Genomic DNA, 19,524 nt, shown 5'->3' with positions numbered 1-19,524 from the left:
CTCGCGGCTCGGGCCTGGCTCAGAAGTGCCAGGCCCAGTCGGCGACCTCGGGGAGATCCGTGCCGTGCTCGCGGATCCAGCTGTGGTGGCGGGTGCGGACGTCCGCCATCGTCTGGCGTACGGCGGTGGCGCGCACGGCCAGGCCGGGGACGCGGTCGATGACGTCCATGACGAGGCGGTAGCGGTCCAGGTCGTTGCGGACGACCATGTCGAAGGGCGTGGTCGTCGTACCGGCCTCCTTGTAGCCGCGCACGTGCAGGTGGGCGTGCCCGCTCCGGCGGTAGGCGAGACGGTGTACGAGCCACGGATAGCCGTGGTACGCGAAGATCACCGGCTTGTCGCGGGTGAAGAGCGCGTCGTACTCGGAGTCCGCCATGCCGTGCGGGTGTTCTTCCTGGGGCATCATGCGGGCGATGTCGACGACGTTGACGACGCGCACGGCGAGCTCGGGCAGGTGCTCGCGCAGCAGCGCAGCGGCGGCGACGACCTCCTGTGTGGGCACGTCACCCGCGCAGGCCAGGACCACGTCCGGGTCCCGCGTGCCGTCGTCGGTCCCGGCCCACTCCCAGATGCCCGCGCCGCGTGCGCAGTGCGCGCGGGCCTCGTCGAGGGTGAGCCAGTCGAAGCAGGGCTGCTTGCCGGCGACGACGACGTTCACGTAGTCACGGCTCTGCAGGGCGTGCTCGGTCACGGACAGCAGGGTGTTGGCGTCCGGCGGCAGGTAGACCCGTACGACGTGCGGGCTCTTGTTGAGCACGTGGTCGACGAAGCCGGGGTCCTGGTGCGAGAAGCCGTTGTGGTCCTGGCGCCACACATGCGAGGTGAGCAGGTAGTTCAGGGACGGCACGGGCGCGCGCCAGGGCAGGGCGCGCGACGTCTTCAGCCACTTGATGTGCTGGTTGACCATCGAGTCGATGATGTGGACGAACGCCTCGTAGCACGAGAACAGACCGTGGCGCCCGGTGAGCGTGTACCCCTCCAGCCAGCCCTGGCAGAGGTGTTCCGAGAGGACCTCCATGACCCGGCCGTCGCGGGCGAGGTGCTCGTCGGTGTCGAGGGTGCGGGCCTGCCAGGCCTTGCCCGTGGCCTCGTAGAGCGCGCCGAGCCGGTTGGACTCGGTCTCGTCCGGGCCCACCACCCGGAAGTCGCGGCGGTCGGCGGTGTCGGCCATGACCTGCTCGAGGAGGCCGCCGGTGACCCGGGTCGGCTCGTGCAGGGTGGTGCCCGGCTTGTCGACGGTGACGGCGAACCTCTCCAGCGGCGGCAGGGGCAGCGGGCGGGTGAGCCGGCCGCCGTTGGCGTGCGGGGTGGCGCCGAGGCGGCGCTCGCCCTCGGGCATGCAGGAGCGGATCCGGCGGGTGGGGCTCCCGTCGGCGTCGAAGAGTTCGCGCGGGCGGTACGAGAGCAGCCACTCCTCCAACTGCCGCAGGTGGTCGGGGTTGTCGCGGACGCCGGCCAGCGGCACTTGGTGCGCGCGCCAGGTGCCCTCGACGGGCTGCCCGTCCACGGTCTTCGGCCCGGTCCAGCCCTTGGGCGTGCGCAGCACGATCACGGGCCAGCGCGGGCGGCCGTCCGAACCGCCGCCGCGGGCCGTCCGCTGGATGGCGGCGATGCTGTCGAGTGCCCGGTCCATGGCCTCGGCCATCGCCTGGTGGACGGTGAGGGGGTCATCGCCGCTCACGTACACGGGCTCGTGGCCGTAGCCCCTGAGCAGCGCGTCGAGTTCGTCCTCGGGCAGCCGGGCGAGGACGGTCGGGTTGGCGATCTTGTAGCCGTTGAGGTGGAGGACCGGCAGGACGGCGCCGTCGTGGACGGGGTCGAGGAACTTGTTGGCGTGCCAGGACCCGGCCAGTGGCCCGGTCTCCGCCTCGCCGTCACCGATCACGCAGGCGACCAGCAGATCGGGGTTGTCGAGCGCCGCGCCGTAGGCGTGCGCGAGCGAGTAGCCGAGCTCGCCGCCCTCGTGGATCGAACCCGGCGTCTCGGGCGCCACGTGGCTCGGCACGCCGCCGGGGAAGGAGAACTGGCGGAAAAGCTTCGCCATGCCCTCCGCGTCCCGCGTCACGTCGGGGTAGATCTCGCTGTACGAGCCCTCGAGCCAGGAATTGGCGAGCACCGCAGGGCCGCCGTGGCCGGGGCCCCAGATGCACAGCGCGTCCAGGTCGCGTTCCTTGATGACCCGGTTGAGGTGCGTGTGGACGAAGTTGAGGCCGGGCGAGGTGCCCCAGTGGCCGAGGAGCCGCGGCTTGATGTGCTCGGGCCGCAGCGGCTCCGTCAGCAGGGGGTTGCTCATCAGGTAGATCTGACCGGCGGCCAGGTAGTTGGCGGCACGCCAGTGGGCGTCGAGCGCCTCCAGGTGGTCCTTTGCCAGGGCTGCCACGGGCTTCTCTCCTCGCAAGATCGGGGACGTACGACCGGTTCGGGGTACGGCGGAGCGCTGCGCGGGTTCCACGGGAGCGGCGGGTCAGTCGTGCGGGAGGCGGCCCGTCCTTCGTGGGCACGCCGGCCGTGCGGCACGGCCGGCACCGCCCCCAGCACATCAGCCGTGCGGGGCGGCCGCCACCGGGCGGGGACCTCAGTGTCCGCTCTTCACCGCCCGCAGCAGCACGAACTTCGGGTCGCTCGCCACGACCTCCGCGTTGCCGAAGAGCCCCCGGAGCTTCACGTGGTAGCCGAGGTGGCGGTTGCCGATGACCCAGAGCTCGCCGCCGGGGCGAAGGGCGGCGCGGGCACCGGTGAACATGCGGCGGGCGGTCGCGCCGGTCGTGGCCTGGTGGCTGTGGAAGGGCGGGTTGTTCAGGACGAGGTCCACCGTCCCCTCGGGCACGGCCGCGAGCGCGTCACCGGCCACGAAGTGGGCCTTGGCGTCCTCGGCGGCGTTGGCCCGGAAGGTGGCCTCGGCGGAGGCCACGGCCTGGAACGACTCGTCGATGAAGGTGACCGTGGCGTCCGGGTCCGCGACCGAGGCCGCGGTGCCGAGCACCCCGTTGCCGCAACCGAGGTCGACGACATGGGCGCCGCCCCGGGCACGCGGCAGGTGCTTGAGGAAGAAGCGGGTGCCGATGTCGAGCCGGTCGGCGCAGAAGACGCCCGCGTGGTTGACGACGGTCAGACCGGCGCCTGCTCCCGAGTCGGCGGGCAGCACGTACCTGCCCGGCCAGGGGCTGGGACCCGCCGCGCGCGCCGGGTCCGGCGTGCTGAAGACGAGCCGCGCCTTCTGCCGGGCAAGCGACGTCCTGGTCGGCCCGATGATCCTCTCGAAGAGCTCGAGGGTCGAGGTGTGGATCTCGGTCACCATGCCGGTGCCGACGACGACGGTGCCCTCGTGCACGGCGGGCGCGATCCTGTGCAGCTGGTCCTCCAGGAGCGCGAGGCTCTTCGGCACGCGGACCAGGAGCACGTCGACGCGGGCGGGCGGCGCGTCCCTCGTCGTCAGGAGCCGCGCCGCGTCCGGCGCGTGCCCCGCTCGCGCGAGGTTGGCCCGGGTGGCCTGCTGCGCGAGGAAGGAGTCGGTGATCTGCACGGGTACGCGCGCGTGCCCGGCGAGAACAGTGGTCAGGGCGCCCCACCGGTCGCCGACGACGGCCACGGTTGTGGGTTCGGGTCCGGAGAGGTCGACGGCCGCGCCCCCCTCCTCCCCCGCCAGGTGCCGCAGCAGATAGGCGTCGGCCGCCGACCAGGCGCGCAGCTGGTCGCGAGGGTCCGCCGGGAAACGGGTGAGGTCGTACGCGCCCCATGACGTGCTCAAACGGTTCATCGTGCCTTCAGGCTAACGGAGAGCGTCTTCTGTTCCACGATCGGCACAGACCCGCGGCCCCGGCGCCACTACCGTCGAACCCATGATCGTATGGCTCAACGGAACCCACGGCGCGGGCAAGACGACGACCAGTGCGCTCGTGCAGCAACTCCTCCCCGACTCACGGGTGTTCGACGCCGAGAAGGTCGGCGAGACACTCATGGACATCACGCCGGGGCTGCCCTGGACGGGCAACTTCCAGCACTGGCCGCCGTGGCGGCCCCTCGTCGTCGAGACGGCCCGCCAGGTGCTCGACTACACCGGCGGCACCCTGGTGATGCCGATGACCGTCCTGGTCGAGCAGTACTGGCGCGAGATCAGCTCGGGCCTCGCCCAACACACCATCCCTGTACGGCACTTCGTCCTCCACGCCGACGAGGACACCCTCCGCGGCCGCATCGCGGGCGACTCACCCCTGCCCTCACCCTTCCGCCTCGCGCATCTCGAGCCGTACGCCGAGGCGGCCCGCACCTGGCTGCACGCCGAGGCCGAGGTCGTCGACACGACGCACCTGACCCCCGCCCAGGCCGCGCTGCGGATCGTGGAGGCCGTCAAAGACTGAGGCCCGGCTCCTCGAAGAGGGGGGTTACGGCCGCGTCGTACGGCAGGGTCGAGAGCGCGTCCGCGTAGCCCCGGTCCACCGCCTGCCGCCGGCGCTCGGCGTGCGGCCCCGCGGCCAGTCGCGCCGCCAGCTTCTCGTGCGCCTCGGTGACCGCCGCGGCGGTCGCCCGCCAGTCGGCGTCGTCCGGTACGCGGGCCAGCTCCACACAGTGCGGCTCCGCGCCCTCGGCCAGCGCGGCGGCGGCGGCCCGGTCGTGGCCGTCGAGGAGCAGCCAGCCGTCCAGGAAGGAGACCCACCACAGCAGGACGGGGGCGAGGGTGCCCTCCCGGGCATGCTTGCGGCACGCCTTCACGTGCGGATCGTCCGGCGCCGGGAGCGGGCGCAGCGGCAGCACGCCGTGCCAGCCGCCCCCGCAGAGGAGTTCCAGGGTCGCGTCCGGCCAGTTGCGGACGAGGTCGCCGCCCCAGATCCCCGGCGCGAACGTCGGGCGCGGGCGCAGGCTCCAGCGCCCGCGGTGCAGCGGCCCGTACGCCGTGTTCTCCAGCCACCGCGCGTACCGGTGGGGCCAGTCGCCACCGGTGCGCATGGTCGCGGCGGACAGGGGCGGCAACGGTGAGTGATAGCCGGGCAGGCGTCGCAGCCGCAGGTCACGGCAGCAGCCCTCGCCCTCCGACCGTGCTTCGATCAGCGCCCGCTCCCCCTGGCGCAAGACCCACCCGCGGTCCTCCGTCGCCGCGAACCGCAGCGGGGGCCGGGTGGGCCCGCCGTCGCTCACGTGGTCGCCGCGTACGCCGCCGTCACGCACGCCGTCGTCACGCACGTCGCCGTCACGCACGTCGTCGTCGCGTACGTCGTCGTCGCGTACGTCGTCGTCGCGTACGTCCAGGACGAGTCCGCCTCCGGGAAGCAGTTCCCGGCGCGCGCCCGAGGGTCGGTTCACCGCTCGGGCGTGGGCTCGAACCAGGTGGGGGCCTCCGCCATCGCCTGCTTGATCCGGAACAGGGAGAACTCGTGCAGCCGGGGCAGCGCGTCCACGTCGAACCACGCCACTTCCAGCGACTCGTCGTCATTGACCCGGGCCTCGCCGCCGACGGCACGGCAGCGCAGGGTGATGTCCATGTACTGGCAGTTGTCGCCGTTGTCGTAGGTGACCGGTTCCAGCGCCTGCACCAGGACGACGCGCTCGGGCACGCAGTGCACGGCCGTCTCCTCGTACACCTCGCGCACCGCGCACTCCGCGGGCTGCTCACCGGGTTCCGGGATGCCTCCGATCACCGACCACCTGCCGTTGTCGGAGCGCCGCCCGAGCAGCACCCTCCCCTCGTCGTCGAAGACGATGGCGGTGACCCCGGGGAGCCAGAGAAGCTGCTGGCCGGCGTCGGCCCGGATCGTGCGGATGAAATCAGGAGTAGCCATGCGCCGACCCTAACGGCGCCCCGCCACCGCCCGGGGCGTGACCTGTCTACCGCGCCGCCGCCACCCGCCGGCTCCGTACCGCCGACGTCACAGCCCAGCCGAGCCCGCCCGCGGCGATCAGCACCAGGATGCCCTCGGGCAGGGGGCCGAGCCGGGTGGCGGGGGTCCGCGACGAGCGCAGCGGGACCTCCTCGACGAGGGAGTCGGCGGTGTACCAGGTCGTCTTCGCCCTGACCTTGCCGTCCGGCATGATCACGGCGCTGACGCCGCTGGTCACCGGCACCGCGACGGCGCGGCTGTGCTCGACCGCGCGGATCCGGGACATGGCGAGCTGCTGATAGGTCATCTCGCTGCGGTCGAAGGTGGCGTTGTTGCTGGGCACCGAGATGATCTGCGCGCCGTGGGTGACAGTGTCGCGCACGGCCCAGTCGAAGGCTGCCTCGTAACAGGTCGCGATGCCCACCCGGGCGCCGGCCATGGTGAAGACGCCGGGCTCGGTGCCGCGGCTGAAGTCCTGGCGCACCTTGTCCACGTCGCTGCTGAAGGAGCTGATGAGGGAGCGCAGCGGGATGTACTCGCCGAAGGGCTGGATCTGGCGCTTGTCGTAGGTGTCCGTCGGGCCCTTCTTGGGGTCCCAGAGGATCTGCTCGTTGTAGAGCTTGCCGTCCTCGCGCTCGACTACGCCGCCGATGGAGACCGGCACCCCGATCGCCGCGACCGCGCGCTCGATCGCGCGGCGCGCCTCGGGGTCGGTGAAGGGGTCCACGTCGGAGGAGTTCTCCGGCCACAGGACCAGGTCCGGGCGCTCGGCCCTGCCCGCCTTCACCTCGGCGGCGAGGCGCTCGGTCTCGCGCACGTGGTGGTCGAGGACGGCACGGCGCTGCGCGTTGAAGTCGAGTCCCGCGCGCGGGACGTTGCCCTGGACCGCGGCGATGGTCGCGGTGCCGTCCTCCGCCTTGTCGCTGACGAGCGGACGCGCGGCGAAAGCACCGGCCACGGGGATCAGGACGCTGAGCACCGCGGCGGCGGCAGCACCGCGGCGCACGGCCCCGGCGCCGCGTGCCTCGCGGACCCGGTGGACGATCTCGTACAGCCCGAAGCCGCACAGGACGACCGCGAAGCCGAGCACAGGAGTGCCGCCGAGCGCGGCGAGCGGCAGGAAGACGCCGTCCGCCTGGCCGAAGGCGATCTTGCCCCAGGGGAAGCCGTTGAAGGGCACGCGTGCGCGTGCCGCCTCACCCGCGATCCACAGGGCCGCCGCCCAGAGGGGGTAGCCGGGCAGTCGCGAGACGGCCGCGATGCCCGCGCCCACCAGGGCGACGAAGACCGCCTCGACGGCGGCGAGCGCCAGCCACGGGCCGGGGCCCACCTCGACGCCGGTCCACACCAGGAGCGGCAGCAGGAAGCCGAGGCCGAAGAGGTAGCCGAGACCGAGGCCCGCCTTCCAGGTGCGGCCGTGCAGACACCACGCGAGGAGCCCGAAGGCCGGGAGCGCAAGCCACCACAGGGTGCGGGGCGGGAAGCTTACGTAGAGCAGGCTTCCGGAGAGGGCCGCCACTGCGGCGGGCACGAGCCGTCGCAGGACGCGCACGCCGCGTGCGACCTGCGGGGTCTGCGGATCGAGCGAGTCCGGCTCGTCTACGGGAGTGGTGGTGGCGGTCACCCGGGGAGTGTACGGCGCGTCACCTGGGGCCCGACAGCTCGGTCGGGCGGTACGGCGGGGCCCGGCACGGGAGCGTCCGCCGTATCGTTCCTGCACAACTGGCTCCGAACCGGGGCGTCAGCCGTTAACGTGTGGCCGGGTCCCTGACACCGGCCGGTGCACGCCCTCGTGGAGCGGTCCTGCCGGTGGGGGTCCGTCAACACCGGGGGGCGACGGGGTGGGATCTACGGGGACAGCTGTGTCGGCCGGTCCGGCAGCGGCGCCGGAACGACGGAGTGCGTCCGACGCGACGGGCGGGGCGCTGCTCGGCGCGTGCGCCGCCTGGGCACTGATCACCGCGGGCGTGCACGGGGGCAGCCCCGAGGGCATGCTCCTCGCGGTACTCGCCGTGGCCGCCGGTTATGCGGGCGGGCGCATCTGCGGAGCGCTGCTCCCGGTCGCCGCCCCCTGTGCGGGGGCGCTCGCGGGACTCGGGTTCGCCGTGAGCGCGCCGCGTCTCGCGCTCACCCCCTCCTCCCCGCTCGGCCACGCCGGCGCCACGGCCGCCCTGCTGACCCTCTCGGCCGGCGCGGCCTGCTGCGCGGCGTGGGCGGCCCACACTCCGTCGGCCCGCCTCGCGCTGCGACTGCTCGCCGCGGGAGTCGCGGTCACCGCGGCGGTGCTCGGCTCGCCGGTCGGGTGCGCGGGCGCCACCGTGGTGCTGCTCTGCTCGCTCGCGGCGGCCCGGGTGCGCAACAGGACGCTCGGCATCGCCGGACTCGCGGCCGCGGCGGTGCTGATCACCGGCGTCTTCCTGGCGGTGGCCGACGACGCGCTGCCGGACGGTCTGACGGCGCCCCTTGAGGGCACGCTCGGACAGCACCGGGTGCTGCTCTGGCAGGACGCGCTGGGCCTCGCGGAGCGGGACCCGGTGATGGGCGTGGGCCCCGGACGGTTCGGCGAGGTCAGCCCGGTGGTCGCCGAGGGCCTGGTGGCCGACGGCAAGCCGCACTCGGCTCCTCTGCAGCAGGCGTCGGAGCAGGGGCTCGTCGGGGCCGCGCTGCTGGCGGCGGTCTTCTGCTGGTTGCTCTACGCCCTGTGGCGTTCGCCGGGACCCACCCAGGTCGTACTGTCGGCGGGCGCGGCCCTGACGGCGCTGACGGCTGTGGCCGCGGTGGGCAACGCGCTGAGCGTGACGACCGTGACGGCGGGTGCGGGGCTGCTCGCGGGCATCGCCACGGCGCGGCCGCTCCACGACGAACCACGGGACGGCTCGCTTCCGCGGCCCCGCTGAACGAGGCGACGCGTCGGCGGTCCGGGCGGGGCGGTCGGGCGCCGTTGTCCGGACGGGACGGTCGGGCGCCGTTGTCCGGACGGGACGGTCAGGCGCCGTTGTCCGGACGGGACGGTCAGGCGCCGTTGTCCGGACGGGACGGTCAGGCGCCGTTGTCCGGGCGGGACGGTCAGGCGCCGTTGTCCTTGAGGCCGAGCCGGTCACGGATGGCGCGCACCGCCGACTCGGCGTTGTCCACCGTCACCGTGAACTTGTGGCCGTCGCCCAGGCTGAGCACCAGGCCCTCGCCGCGCCGGACCACTACGGCGGTGCCCTTCTCGGGGCGCCAGCGGTAGCCCCAGCCGCCCCACTGCCGGGGCGTGACGGCGGGTGCGAAGTCCGCGCCGACCACATGGGAGAGCGGGATGAGGCGGCGCGGCAGGCCCAGGTGGCCGCAGCGCACCTCGAGGCAGTCCTTGTCGACCTTCACGGCCACGTGGACGAAGGCGAGCGTCCCGAAGAGCATCAGGAGTCCGACGGCGATGCATCCCACGACGGACATGACCAGCGGCGCGATGCCGGAGGTCCACATGGAGTCCACCGCGAGTTCGATGCCGAGTGCCAGGCAGGCGGCCCCGGCGCACGCCAGGAGCCACTGCGCACGGTTGGTCGCACGTCCGGTCCAGACTTCGGGCAGGCTGTCGGAAGCGGCCCGCTCTTCCGGGGCTTGGTCCGTCATGCTTCGAGACTACTCAGATTCCGCCATGAAGCCACTGGATCACACAGAGTGACCGCCGGAAGCGAGCGGCTTATCGCCGCGAGGACCGCGGGATCCGCGGCTCAGATCGCCGAACCGACCGCCGCGAGCATGCGGCCCTCCGCGTACGCGAGCGCCGCGGGCGGCAGCTGTTCCTCGCGGCCGCTGAGCAGGACGGTGAGGCCGGGCGGCGCGGCTGTGGCGTTCGTGCCGGAGAGCGCTCCGGTCCTGCGCAGCGCCTGGGCCGCCACCGCGCCGGCCGAGCCGTGCAGGACCATGGGCGGCAGGCCGGGCTGCTGGACGGCGGCGCGAATGCGCTCGGCGACGAGCTCGTAATGGGTACAGCCCAGGACGACGGCCCTTACATCACGGGGGGTGAGGGCCGCCGCGGCGGCGATGGTCTCGTCGATCGCCTGCTCGTCCGCGTACTGCACGGCGTCGGCGAGACCGGGGCAGGGCACCTCGGTGACGGTGACGCCGTCCGCGAATTCGTCGATGAGTCCCCGCTGGTAGGGGCTGCCGGTGGTGGCGGGCGTGGCCCAGATGGCCACGGGGCCGCCGCCGGCGGCCGCGGGCTTGATCGCCGGCACGGTCCCGATGACCGGGATCCCGGGCTCCAGGCGGGCCCGCAGCGTGGGCAGCGCGTGCACGGAAGCGGTGTTGCAGGCCACGATCAGCGCGTCGGGGCAGTGCGCGGCGGCGGCTTCGGCGACGGCGAGGGCGCGCTCCGTGAGGTCCTCGGGAGTGCGCGGCCCCCACGGCATTCCGTCCGGGTCCGAGGAGAGCACGAGGTCGGCGTCGGGCCGCAGGCGGCGCACCGCGGCCGCGGCGGCGAGCAGTCCGATACCGGAGTCCATGAGCGCGATCTTCACCCGGTCACCATAGTCGATGGGCCCCACAGACCCCTTCCGGTGGGGCAGACTTCGGCGGATGAGCGCCGTTGCGTGGATCGCCACCGGATCGCTTGCCGCGTGGCTGTGGCTGTTGTTGGGGCAGGGCTTCTTCTGGCGTACGGACGTACGTCTGCCACCGCGCAGGGACCCCGCCCACTGGCCGCCGGTCTGCGTCGTCGTCCCCGCCAGGGACGAGGCGGACGTACTCCCCCTGAGCCTGCCCTCGCTGCTCGCGCAGGACTATCCGGGGCGGGCCGAGGTCTTCCTTGTGGACGACGGCAGTTCGGACGGGACGGGCGAACTGGCCCGTGCGCTGGCCGAGCGCCACGGCGGCCTGCCGCTCACCGTCTGCTCCCCCGGTGAGCCGCCCCCGGGGTGGACGGGCAAACTCTGGGCGGTACGCCGTGGAATCGGCCTCGCACGCGCGCGTGAGCCCGAATATCTGCTGCTCACCGACGCGGACATCGCCCACGAGCCGGACAGCCTGCGGCAGTTGGTGGCCGCGGCGGACGCCGGGAACTTCGACCTCGTCTCCCTCATGGCCCGGCTGCGGGTGGAGAGCGGGTGGGAGCGCCTGGTGGTCCCGGCGTTCGTCTACTTCTTCGCGCAGCTCTACCCCTTCCGCCGGATCGGCCGGAAGGGATCGCGGACGGCCGCGGCGGCGGGCGGCTGTGTGCTGCTCCGTACGGACGCGGCCGAGCGCGCCCGGATCCCGGACGCCATCCGGCAGGCGGTGATCGACGACGTGGCGCTCGCGCGGGCGGTACGGCGCTCCGGGGGCCGCATCTGGCTGGGGCTCGCCGAGCGCGTCGACAGCGTGCGCCCCTATCCGCGCCTGGGCGACCTGTGGCGGATGGTGTCGCGCAGCGCGTACGCGCAACTGCGGCACAACCCCCTCCTGCTCATCGGCACGGTCGGCGGCCTCGCCCTGGTGTATCTCGCCCCGCCCGTGACGCTGTTCGCGGGTCTCGCCGCGGGGAGCGCGGTGACCGCGGCTGCGGGCGGCCTGGCCTGGCTGGTGATGACCGCGACCTACCTGCCGATGCTGCGCTACTACCGTCAGCCGCTCTGGCTCGCCCCGCTGCTGCCCGGGACCGCGTTCCTCTACCTCCTGATGACCGTGGACTCGGCGGTGCAGCACTACAGGGGGCGCGGTGCGGCGTGGAAGGGACGTACCTATGCCCGCCCCGACACCGCCGCCGCGGAGCCCGCGCCCGAGCAGCGCTGACGGTCCGCTTCCCGCTACTTCCTGCCGGGCGTCCAGTTCATGCCCCACCCGTAGGCGTGGTCCATGGTGCGCTGCGGGCTCACGCCGCGCTCCGGCACCAGGTAGCGGGCCTCGCGCTGGACGACGAGGTCGCCGCCGTTGTTGGTGATCAGCGCCAGTGCGCACACGGTCGAGGGGACCGTGCACTCGTCGAGCGAGAAGTCGATCGGGGCGCCGTGCTGCGGCTGGAGGGTGACCGTGGCGTTGAGGTCGGCGAAGCTGCGCGCGCCTTCGTAGATGGTCACGAAGATGACGATGCGGCGGAAGTCCTTGATGTGGTCCAGGTTGATGGTGAGGTTCTCGCCGGTGGCGACGGCGCCGGTGCGGTCGTCGCCGTCGAGCAGGATGTACGGCGGCTGGTGCAGCGCTCCGAAGGCGTTGCCCAGCGCCTGGACGACCCCCTTGCGGCCGTCGGTGAGTTCGTAGAGGGCGCACAGGTCGAGGTCGAGGTCGGCGTGCATGGCGACGGCCCTGCCGAGCTTGGCGCCCCAGCCCTTGAACTGCTTGCGCACCTCCCAGTTGAGGTTGACGCGCATGCCTCCCGATGTGCCGCCCTGCTTCATCAGGGAGACGGACGGCGCGTCCTTCGTCAACGTCACCTTGGTCAGGCGCACGGGAGCGGGAGCGGCGGCGGGCGGGGCGGGCGGCGCGGCCGGGGCGGGCGCAGTTGCCGGTGCGGGCGGGAGCGGGGCTCCCGATGCGGGCGCCGGGGCCGGTGCCGCCGGTGCGGGCGCCGCCTGCTGCGGCTCGTCCACCGTGATGCCGTAGTCCGTCGCGAGGCCTTCGAGGCCGCTGCCGTACCCCTGTCCGACGGCGCGGAACTTCCACGCGCCCTGGCGCCGGTAGAGCTCACCGAGGACGAAGGCGGTCTCCACCGTCGCGTCGGAGCTGTCGTAGCGCGCGAGTTCGGCGCCGCTCGACGCGTCGAGGACGCGGACGTACAGGCCGGGAATCCGCCCGAAGGTGCCGCCGTCGGCCGACGCGGCGAGCACCACGGTCTCGATCTCCGGCTCCACGCGCGCGAGGTCGACCGCGAGGACGTCGGTCACACCGGCGCCGGACCGCTGCTTGCCCTCGTGCCGCACCGCTCCGGAGGAGTGCGCCGGCTGGTTGTAGAAGACGAAATCCGCGTCGGAGCGCACCTTTCCGGCGGCGGACAGCAGCAGCGCCGACGCGTCGGCGTCCGGCACTCCGGCTCCGGAACCCCACCCCAATTCGATCCGTACCGCGGGTGCCGGTACGGGAACATTCGATCCTTTAGACATGGCCATGTCCGCCCCCATCGCAAGTCGCCGCGTCCGGCGGGGTCGCCGTTTCGTTCATGACCAACCTATTACCCGGACCACACAGAGGCCCACGACCGCCGCCCGCGGACCCGCACGGCCAACCCGGGGTAACCCCCAGGACCTCGGCCTTTACACGATCCAAACGTCGTTCGGCGACCGATTTTCCCACGTTCGCGCGCATTGGGGGATCCCTAGCCACAGCCAACACGCAAAACAACCCTCTTATCGGTCTCCCCAACCAGCACATCAAGGGCTTAACTTATGGAGCATGACCTCCCCCCGCTCCACCTATGGCGGCGGTTACTACTCCGCGCCGTCCTTCCCGGACACTCCGATCTACGACTCCCTCGTCGCAGAGCGGGGCACTCCGCAAATCGCCCCGATCCGGGTCCCCTCCGCGTACGACACGGGCAGTCACCTGCCCGCACTCCCGGCCGCGCTGCCCGCCCTGCCGGCCGCCCCGTCCCATCACAACCCCGCGTACGGCTACGCGCAGGCCCCGCAGCCCGCACCGCTACAGCAGGCGCCGTCGCCGTACATCCCGCAACAGGCGGGGGCTCCGCGCGGTTACCCGGGCGCCCAGCCCCAGCGGCCGGCTCCCGGCACGGGGTACGAGGCGATGCGCCCCGCGGCGCCCCGTCCGGCTCCGGCGTCGTACGAGGACCCGTACAACCGCCCGTACCGCGGGTACTGACCGTCCGCGGCCCTTCCTGTCAGTGAACGCTGGCAGGAAGGCCGTATGACGCAGACGGCCGCCGTCGACCGCCGCCGAGGCGCTGCCCGGCCGCGAGACCCCGACGGCGAAGTGCCCGAGCCCACCGTGACCATGCCGGTGGAGATCTGACGGGACGAGGTCAAGATGGTGTCCGTCGACGACCGAATCGACCGCAATCATCCGCATCGGTGACCGTTTCGTGATTCCCGAATGATCCGAGCCCTGACGGGGAACTCCATGACGGGGCACGGTCGTTGGGAATCGTGGATGTGAAGGGCAACGCCAAGGGGGCGACCTCGGAGGGTGATCTCGCCCTCCCTTCTCGCCGTCCGCGCGTGGGCCGTGCCGTTCCTGGTCAAGACGGACGCGGAAGGGGGTGCAGGCCAGTGCGGACAATCGTCGGTCTCTGGCGGTGGCGGCACAATCCGCTGCGCCGCGGCACCGATCTCGTCGAGGCCTGGCTGGCCCTGGTCACCCTGGTGTTGATCGTCGTCGCCGTGCCGGTCCTCGGCATGACGACCGCGAGCCTGTCGCGGGACGCCCTGCTCGGCTCGGTGCGCCGGCAGCACGAGAACCGCCACAGCGCCGTCGGCACCGTGCTGCGGAGGATCGACTCTCCCCCGCTCGACCCCGACCCCGAGACGTCATCGGCCCGCGACGCGCACAGCCGGGTGCTCGCCCGCTGGACGGCCCCGGACCACACGGACCGCTTCGGCGTCGTCCTGTCCGACCTCAAGACCCCCGAGTCCGGCGACCACTTCAGGCTGTGGACCGACGAGCACGGCCGGGTCGTGGGCCGCCCGCTGGACGGCGCCACCGCGACCACGCACGCGGTCCTCGCGGGTCTCGGCGCGGCGGCGGCGACCGCCGGACTCATCGAGGGCGCCCGCAGGATGATCCTCTGGCGCATCGTCCAGGGGCGGTACGCACGGCTCGACCGGGCCTGGGACAAGGCGGGCCCCGACTGGGGCAGGACCGGCACCGGTTCCTGACCCGCCCGGCGCGGCCGACCGCCCGCCGTCCCCTGCCGCCGTCCCGCGCCGTCGAACAAGCCTGCGCAAGGCCGCGCAGGTGAGAGCCTGGCCATCGGGTCAACTACGCCTGCTCCCGCGCGCTACGGTGGACCGGCCGAACTCTTCGGCTCCCTGCGCGGTGACACGGCACGAGTGACACGGCACGACGACGCAGGATCCCGCGTACGACGAGGTGGGGGCAGAGCAACTCCATGGCACAGGGCACGGTCCAGGTGACGCACACCGGCACGTCGCGGTGGCGGCGCCGCACCGGCGAGTACGCATCGCTCGCCGCTGCCTTGGAGGCCGCGGGCGACGGGGACATACTGACCGTCGCCGCCGGCACCTACCGCGAGAACCTCGTCGTCCAGCGCGCGGTGACCCTGCGCGGCCCCGAGAGTTCGCCGGGTTCGGTGCGCATCGCACCGTCCGACGGCGTGCCGCTGACCGTCCGCGCCTCCGCGGTCGTTCAGGACCTGCACATCGAGGGGCAGGACTCGTCCGCGCCCGCGCTCCTCGTCGAGGACGGCGCCCCGGAGCTCATCGGCGTCCGCGTCGTGACCCGGTCCGCGGCCGGCATCGAGGTGCGCGGCGGCGCGCGTCCCACCGTGCGCCGCTGCACCGTCGACAACCCCGGCGGCATCGGCATCGCCGTGCTCGACGGCGGCGGCGGAGTCTTCGAGGAGTGCGAGATCGTCGCGGCGGGCCAGTCCGGCGTCGCGGTGCGCGGCGGAGCCCACCCCCGCCTGGAGCGCTGCCGGGTGCACCACGCCTCGGGCGCGGGCCTCTCGGTGACCGGGGAGCACAGCGGGCTCGAGGCCATCGGCTGCGAGGTGTACGAGGTCAAGGGCTCGGGCGTGCAGGTCACCGGGCGGGCCGCGGCGCACCTGACCGACTGCGACGTGCACCGCACCACCTCCGACGGCGTCACCCTCGACACGGACGCCGTGCTCACCCTCGCCGACTGCCGCATCCACGACATCCCGGAGAACGCGGTCGACCTGCGCTCCCGTTCCGTGCTCACCCTCACCCGGTCCACGGTCAGCCGCTTCGGCCGCAACGGCCTGTCGGTCTGGGACCCGGGCACGCGCGTGGACGCCAACCAGTGCGAGATCCACGACAGCACCGGCGACTACCCGGCGGTCTGGGTGAGCGACGGCGCCACCGCGGTCCTGGAGTCGTGCCGGGTGCACGACGTGCCGGACGCGCTGTTCGTCCTCGACCGCGGTTCGCGCGCCGACGTCGTCGACAGCGACCTCTCCCAGGTGCGCAACACCGCCGTGTCGGTGAGCGACGGTGCGACCGCGCAGCTCGACGACTGCCGCATCCGCGAGGCCGCCACGGGCGCCTGGTTCCGCGACCACGGCAGCGGTGGCACCCTCGCCAACTGCACCGTCGACGCCGTCCAGACGGGCGTGATCGTCACCAAGGGCGCGGACCCCACCATCGAGCGCTGCACGGTCACTTCACCCGCCGAGGCCGGTTTCTACGTCTCCGCGGGCGGCCGCGGCAGCTTCCACGGCTGCCGGGTCGGCGGCAGCGGGGGCTATGGCTTCCACGTCATAGACGGCTGCCGTACGACGCTGAAGAAGTGCCGTACGGAGCGGTGCGCACGCGGCGGCTTCGAGTTCGCCGAGGAGGGGCCGCTCGTCGAGGACTGCGTGAGCGACGAGAGCGGCGGCCTGCGCACCCCCGCGCCCGCCGCGCCGACGGCGCCCGCCGCCCAGACGGCCACGCAGACCGTCGGACTGCTCGGCTCCCTGCCCGCCCAGCAGACCGCGCAGGCCGCGCCCGCCCAGGCCGAGAAGCCCTCCCGCGTCTCCAAGGAGGTCCTCGGCGAACTCGACGCGCTGGTCGGCCTCGACAGCGTCAAGCGCGAGGTGCGCGCCCTCACCGACATGATCGAGGTGGGCCGCCGCAGGCAGCTGGCCGGTCTCAAGGCCGCGTCCGTCCGCCGCCATCTGGTCTTCACCGGCTCTCCCGGCACGGGCAAGACGACCGTCGCCCGGCTGTACGGCGAGATCCTCGCCTCGCTGGGCGTTCTGGAGAGCGGTCACCTCGTCGAGGTCTCGCGCGTGGACCTGGTCGGGGAGCACATCGGCTCGACGGCGATCCGCACCCAGGAGGCGTTCGACCGGGCGCGCGGCGGGGTCCTGTTCATCGACGAGGCGTACGCGCTCTCGCCGGAGGACTCCGGGCGCGACTTCGGCCGGGAGGCCATCGACACGCTCGTGAAGCTGATGGAGGACCACCGCGAGGCCGTCGTGGTGATCGTGGCGGGCTACACCGCGGAGATGAAGCGGTTCCTCTCGGTCAACCCCGGTGTGGCGTCCCGTTTCTCACGGACCATCACCTTCAGCGACTACGCCCCGGAGGAGCTGCTGCGGATCGTGGAGCAGCAGGCCGACGAGCACGAGTACCGCCTCGGCACGGGCACGTCCGAGGCGCTCCTGAAGTACTTCACGGCGCTCCCCAAGGGGCCCGCGTTCGGCAACGGCCGCACCGCGCGGCAGACCTTCGAGGCGATGGTGGAGCGGCACGCGGGCCGGGTCGCCCAGCTCGAAGAGCCGAGCACGGACGATCTCACCCTGCTGTATCCGGAGGATCTGCCGGAGTTGGTGTGACCTCGTCCGGCGCCGAGTTCGGCGCGGCGGGACGCGGCGCGGGAACCTCCGGCTTGAGGCGGGCAAGGAGCCGCGCCCGCTCCTGCGCGAATGCGGGATCGGCCTGGTAGTCGCCGTGTCCGAGGATCGGCGCGGGGAGCGGATGCTCCTCCGTACGGCCGTAGGCGAGGGGGTCCTTGAGCGCGGGCCTGTCGACCTGCGGGCCGCACTCGCCGTGCAGCTGGATGGGGCCGCCGATCGGGTCGGTGGTGCGGTGGAGGTTGCGCCAGCAGTCGACCTCGCGGTGCAGTGAGGACAGGGCCGCCGGTCCGAAGTGGGCGGGGAACCAGCGGCCGTAGAGGCGCTCCAGGGGTGAGCCGTAGGTGAGCAGGGCGACGCGTCTGCGGACCGACGGGCGCAGCTGCCAGGCCGCCGCGGCGGCGAGGACGCTGCCCTGGGAGTGCCCGGAGAGGACGAGGCGGCCGCCCGTGGCGCTGGTGGCACGCGTCCAGGCGGCCATCCGCCAGGTCAGGTCGGGCACGGCACGCTCGGCGTAGCAGGGCGGCGCGAAGGGGTGGGCGGCGCGCGGCCAGAAGGTGCCGACGTCCCAGAGGATGCCGATGGTGCGGCGGGCCGATGCGTCCTTGTAGGCGCGGCGGCCCCAGGTGACGAACAGTATGAAACCGAAGCCGATCAGCCAGGAGCCGAGTGCCTGCGACGTCTCGGCCGCTCCCTCCAGGACGTCGGGCAGGCCCTGGGCGGCCTGCGCCGGTACCTCGCCGGTGGCCCAGGCGCCGGTGAGCGCGCCCGCGCCGAGCAGCAGGGTGACGGCGGAGACGATGCCGACGAGCAGGGGCGCGCGGTCGGTGAGGGCGGCACGCGCGCGTGTGCCCGCGATGCGGCGGGTGCGGGTGGAGTCCTTCGGCTCGCCGGGGTAGTCCAGCGGTACGCGGGCCATCTCGCGGTGCTTGCGCTGGACGGTGCGCACGCCGAACCAGCCGCACAGCGCCGCGACGACCACGAGCAGCAGCGGGATCACGGACGCCTGCCAGGTGAGCAGCGCGGGCGGTCCGTCGATCGACCCCTGTCTGCCGTCCAGCCAGTCGGCCACGCGCTGCGCCCCGCCACCGGTCATGACGCCGCCGAGCGCGCAGGACAGCATGGCGACGGCGGGTCCGCCGAAGCCGCGGATGGCGGTGCGGGAGTCGGGTGCGGAGCGGTACAGGAAGTGGGCGGCGACGGCCAGGCACAGGATCAGGAGGCCCTGGACGAGCGCGATGCCGCCGAACGTGGCGTTGCCCGGCAGTCTGCCCTCGGAGCGCCAGCCGGGGCGCGACCAGGCCGCGTACACCAGGGCGAGGGCGAGCAGGACGAGTGCGCCCAGCGGGAGCAGGCGTACCAGGGTCTTGTCCAGCTTCCGGTCGGGCCGGTTCTCGCTGCGCCCCCTGCGGCACACCACCCAGACGACGACTCCTCCGCCCAGGACGAGTGCCGAGTCGAACGCCCAGCCGAGGACGTCGAGCAGGGCGGGGCCCCCGGCGCGCCGGTCGTGCCGTGCGGCCGAGGTGCCGACCGCCCCGGCGACGGTGAGCAGTCCGGCTGCCGTGTGGGCGGCGCGCAGCCGGGCCACCAGACGCCGGCCGTACCAGAAGCCGGGCCTGCCGAGCGCGGTGCGGCTGGTCTCCTCCTCCGGGTCGGGCTGGTGGGGCAGTGGCTGCTGGGACTCGTACGCGCTCCAGGTGCGGTGGGAGAGGTACCAGAGCAGGCCGGTGAGCGCGGCGGGCAGGAGGGCGGCGAGGGCGAGGCGGCGGCCGGGCTGGGACCACCAGCCGCCGTTCCCGGAGGCGTCGGTGGCGAGGAAGCCGAGCCAGGCACGGTCCTCGGCGCACCGGGGGGTGCCGGCGCACTGCCAGGCCGTGAGGTCGATCGCGACCTCGCAGGCGGCGGCGACGAGCAGCACGGTGAGGGTGAGGCCGACGAGCCGCACCAGGAGGCCGTAGGTGCGCACGAGCCGTTTGCGGTGGCGCGAGGTGGGGCGCATCCAGTGGGCGATGTTGACGACCATGAAGGGCAGCAGCAGGAGCCACAGGGCGCGGGAGCCGTTGCCGGAGGTCAGGTTGCACCAGACGTACGCCTCCGGCACCGGTTTGCCGCGGTAGTCGTCGGGGCGGCGTTCGGCGTCCGCGTCCTCGGTGCGGCGGAAGACGGCCGCCGTGTCGTCGCCGGAGATCCGCACGGTGCGCGGGTCGCCCAGCATCTCTTCCGGTGTGGTTCCCCCGACTCCGTGGACCAGGAGTTCCA

At 73.3% G+C, this 19,524-nt stretch carries 15 protein-coding genes; 6 read left to right on the top strand and 9 right to left on the bottom strand.

Features of this window, described 5'->3' with window-relative positions; translation table 11 throughout:
* Positions 1-19: 19 nt before the first annotated feature.
* Positions 20-2,380 (bottom strand): phosphoketolase, encoded by a 2,361-nt coding sequence (locus ACFVYL_RS29020; protein WP_389721050.1) that lies wholly within the window; start codon positions 2,378-2,380, stop codon positions 20-22.
* Between the two features lie 195 nt (positions 2,381-2,575).
* A complete protein-coding gene (locus ACFVYL_RS29015) occupies positions 2,576-3,757 on the bottom strand; it encodes a methyltransferase (protein ID WP_389721048.1) in 1,182 nt (393 codons plus the stop codon).
* 82 nt (positions 3,758-3,839) lie between these two features.
* Here ACFVYL_RS29015 and ACFVYL_RS29010 point away from each other — a divergent pair, with 82 nt between their 5' ends.
* Positions 3,840-4,358 (top strand): ATP-binding protein, encoded by a 519-nt coding sequence (locus ACFVYL_RS29010; RefSeq protein ID WP_389721046.1) that lies wholly within the window; start codon positions 3,840-3,842, stop codon positions 4,356-4,358.
* Here ACFVYL_RS29010 and ACFVYL_RS29005 read toward each other — a convergent pair.
* From ACFVYL_RS29005 to lnt, 3 genes are read right to left on the bottom strand one after another with little or no spacing between them, the layout of a single operon-like run.
* On the bottom strand, positions 4,348-5,298 hold the full coding sequence (locus ACFVYL_RS29005) for a hypothetical protein (protein ID WP_389721044.1): 951 nt from the start codon (positions 5,296-5,298) through the stop codon (positions 4,348-4,350). The genes ACFVYL_RS29010 and ACFVYL_RS29005 overlap by 11 nt on opposite strands.
* On the bottom strand, positions 5,295-5,774 hold the full coding sequence (locus tag ACFVYL_RS29000; RefSeq protein WP_389721042.1) for an NUDIX domain-containing protein: 480 nt from the start codon (positions 5,772-5,774) through the stop codon (positions 5,295-5,297). Before ACFVYL_RS29000 ends, ACFVYL_RS29005 begins: the two co-directional genes overlap by 4 nt.
* A 46-nt stretch (positions 5,775-5,820) precedes the next feature.
* Positions 5,821-7,437: an apolipoprotein N-acyltransferase gene (gene lnt, locus ACFVYL_RS28995; RefSeq protein WP_389721040.1), complete on the bottom strand. Its 1,617-nt coding sequence runs from the start codon at positions 7,435-7,437 to the stop codon at positions 5,821-5,823.
* Positions 7,438-7,675: 238 nt separating this feature from the next.
* Between lnt and ACFVYL_RS28990 the strand changes: the two genes are divergently transcribed.
* On the top strand, positions 7,676-8,710 hold the full coding sequence (locus tag ACFVYL_RS28990) for an O-antigen ligase family protein (RefSeq protein WP_389721038.1): 1,035 nt from the start codon (positions 7,676-7,678) through the stop codon (positions 8,708-8,710).
* A gap of 169 nt (positions 8,711-8,879) precedes the next feature.
* Here ACFVYL_RS28990 and ACFVYL_RS28985 read toward each other — a convergent pair whose 3' ends face one another.
* Positions 8,880-9,428, bottom strand: coding sequence for a hypothetical protein (locus ACFVYL_RS28985; protein WP_389721036.1), 549 nt, complete (start codon positions 9,426-9,428; stop codon positions 8,880-8,882).
* Positions 9,429-9,529: 101 nt separating this feature from the next.
* Positions 9,530-10,318, bottom strand: a complete 789-nt coding sequence (locus ACFVYL_RS28980; protein ID WP_389721034.1) for a glutamate racemase — start codon at positions 10,316-10,318, stop codon at positions 9,530-9,532.
* A 58-nt stretch (positions 10,319-10,376) separates the two neighbouring features.
* Here ACFVYL_RS28980 and ACFVYL_RS28975 point away from each other — a divergent pair, with 58 nt between their 5' ends.
* Entirely contained in the window at positions 10,377-11,567 is a 1,191-nt protein-coding gene (locus ACFVYL_RS28975) for a glycosyltransferase (RefSeq protein ID WP_389721032.1), read from the top strand.
* Between the two features lie 14 nt (positions 11,568-11,581).
* Here ACFVYL_RS28975 and ACFVYL_RS28970 read toward each other — a convergent pair whose 3' ends face one another.
* The gene (locus ACFVYL_RS28970; protein ID WP_389721030.1) at positions 11,582-12,877 is read right to left on the bottom strand and encodes a TerD family protein; all 1,296 of its coding nucleotides are present in this window, start codon (positions 12,875-12,877) and stop codon (positions 11,582-11,584) included.
* Positions 12,878-13,160: 283 nt separating this feature from the next.
* On the opposite strand from ACFVYL_RS28970, the gene ACFVYL_RS28965 reads away from it, so the two are divergent.
* From ACFVYL_RS28965 to ACFVYL_RS28955, 3 genes are all read left to right on the top strand, one after another.
* Positions 13,161-13,586, top strand: coding sequence for a DUF6643 family protein (locus tag ACFVYL_RS28965; protein WP_389721028.1), 426 nt, complete (start codon positions 13,161-13,163; stop codon positions 13,584-13,586).
* Between the two features lie 407 nt (positions 13,587-13,993).
* Entirely contained in the window at positions 13,994-14,599 is a 606-nt protein-coding gene (locus tag ACFVYL_RS28960) for a hypothetical protein (RefSeq protein ID WP_389721026.1), read from the top strand.
* Between the two features lie 233 nt (positions 14,600-14,832).
* Positions 14,833-17,244, top strand: a complete 2,412-nt coding sequence (locus tag ACFVYL_RS28955) for a right-handed parallel beta-helix repeat-containing protein (RefSeq protein WP_389721024.1) — start codon at positions 14,833-14,835, stop codon at positions 17,242-17,244.
* Here the strand turns inward: ACFVYL_RS28955 and ACFVYL_RS28950 are convergent.
* Positions 17,204-19,480, bottom strand: coding sequence for a hypothetical protein (locus ACFVYL_RS28950; protein ID WP_389721187.1), 2,277 nt, complete (start codon positions 19,478-19,480; stop codon positions 17,204-17,206). The two genes, ACFVYL_RS28955 and ACFVYL_RS28950, sit on opposite strands and share 41 nt — an antisense overlap.
* Positions 19,481-19,524: the final 44 nt, after the last annotated feature.

It is taken from the genome of Streptomyces sp. NPDC058308 (assembly GCF_042880275.1).
Taxonomy (GTDB): domain Bacteria; phylum Actinomycetota; class Actinomycetes; order Streptomycetales; family Streptomycetaceae; genus Streptomyces.
The sequence above is the reverse complement of the archived record's forward strand: the minus strand, read 5'-3'. Positions and strand labels throughout refer to the sequence as shown.

Excerpts from the sequence above, each read along its gene's own strand:
- ACFVYL_RS28975 (WP_389721032.1), top strand. The coding sequence starts at position 10,377 with ATGAGCGCCGTTGCGTGGATCGCCACCGGATCGCTTGCCGCGTGGCTG.
- ACFVYL_RS28950 (WP_389721187.1), bottom strand. The coding sequence starts at position 19,480 with ATGCTGGGCGACCCGCGCACCGTGCGGATCTCCGGCGACGACACGGCG.
- ACFVYL_RS28965 (WP_389721028.1), top strand. The coding sequence starts at position 13,161 with ATGACCTCCCCCCGCTCCACCTATGGCGGCGGTTACTACTCCGCGCCG.
- ACFVYL_RS29000 (WP_389721042.1), bottom strand. The coding sequence starts at position 5,774 with ATGGCTACTCCTGATTTCATCCGCACGATCCGGGCCGACGCCGGCCAG.
- ACFVYL_RS28970 (WP_389721030.1), bottom strand. The coding sequence starts at position 12,877 with ATGGCCATGTCTAAAGGATCGAATGTTCCCGTACCGGCACCCGCGGTA.
- ACFVYL_RS29015 (WP_389721048.1), bottom strand. The coding sequence starts at position 3,757 with ATGAACCGTTTGAGCACGTCATGGGGCGCGTACGACCTCACCCGTTTC.
- ACFVYL_RS28985 (WP_389721036.1), bottom strand. The coding sequence starts at position 9,428 with ATGACGGACCAAGCCCCGGAAGAGCGGGCCGCTTCCGACAGCCTGCCC.
- ACFVYL_RS28955 (WP_389721024.1), top strand. The coding sequence starts at position 14,833 with ATGGCACAGGGCACGGTCCAGGTGACGCACACCGGCACGTCGCGGTGG.
- ACFVYL_RS29010 (WP_389721046.1), top strand. The coding sequence starts at position 3,840 with ATGATCGTATGGCTCAACGGAACCCACGGCGCGGGCAAGACGACGACC.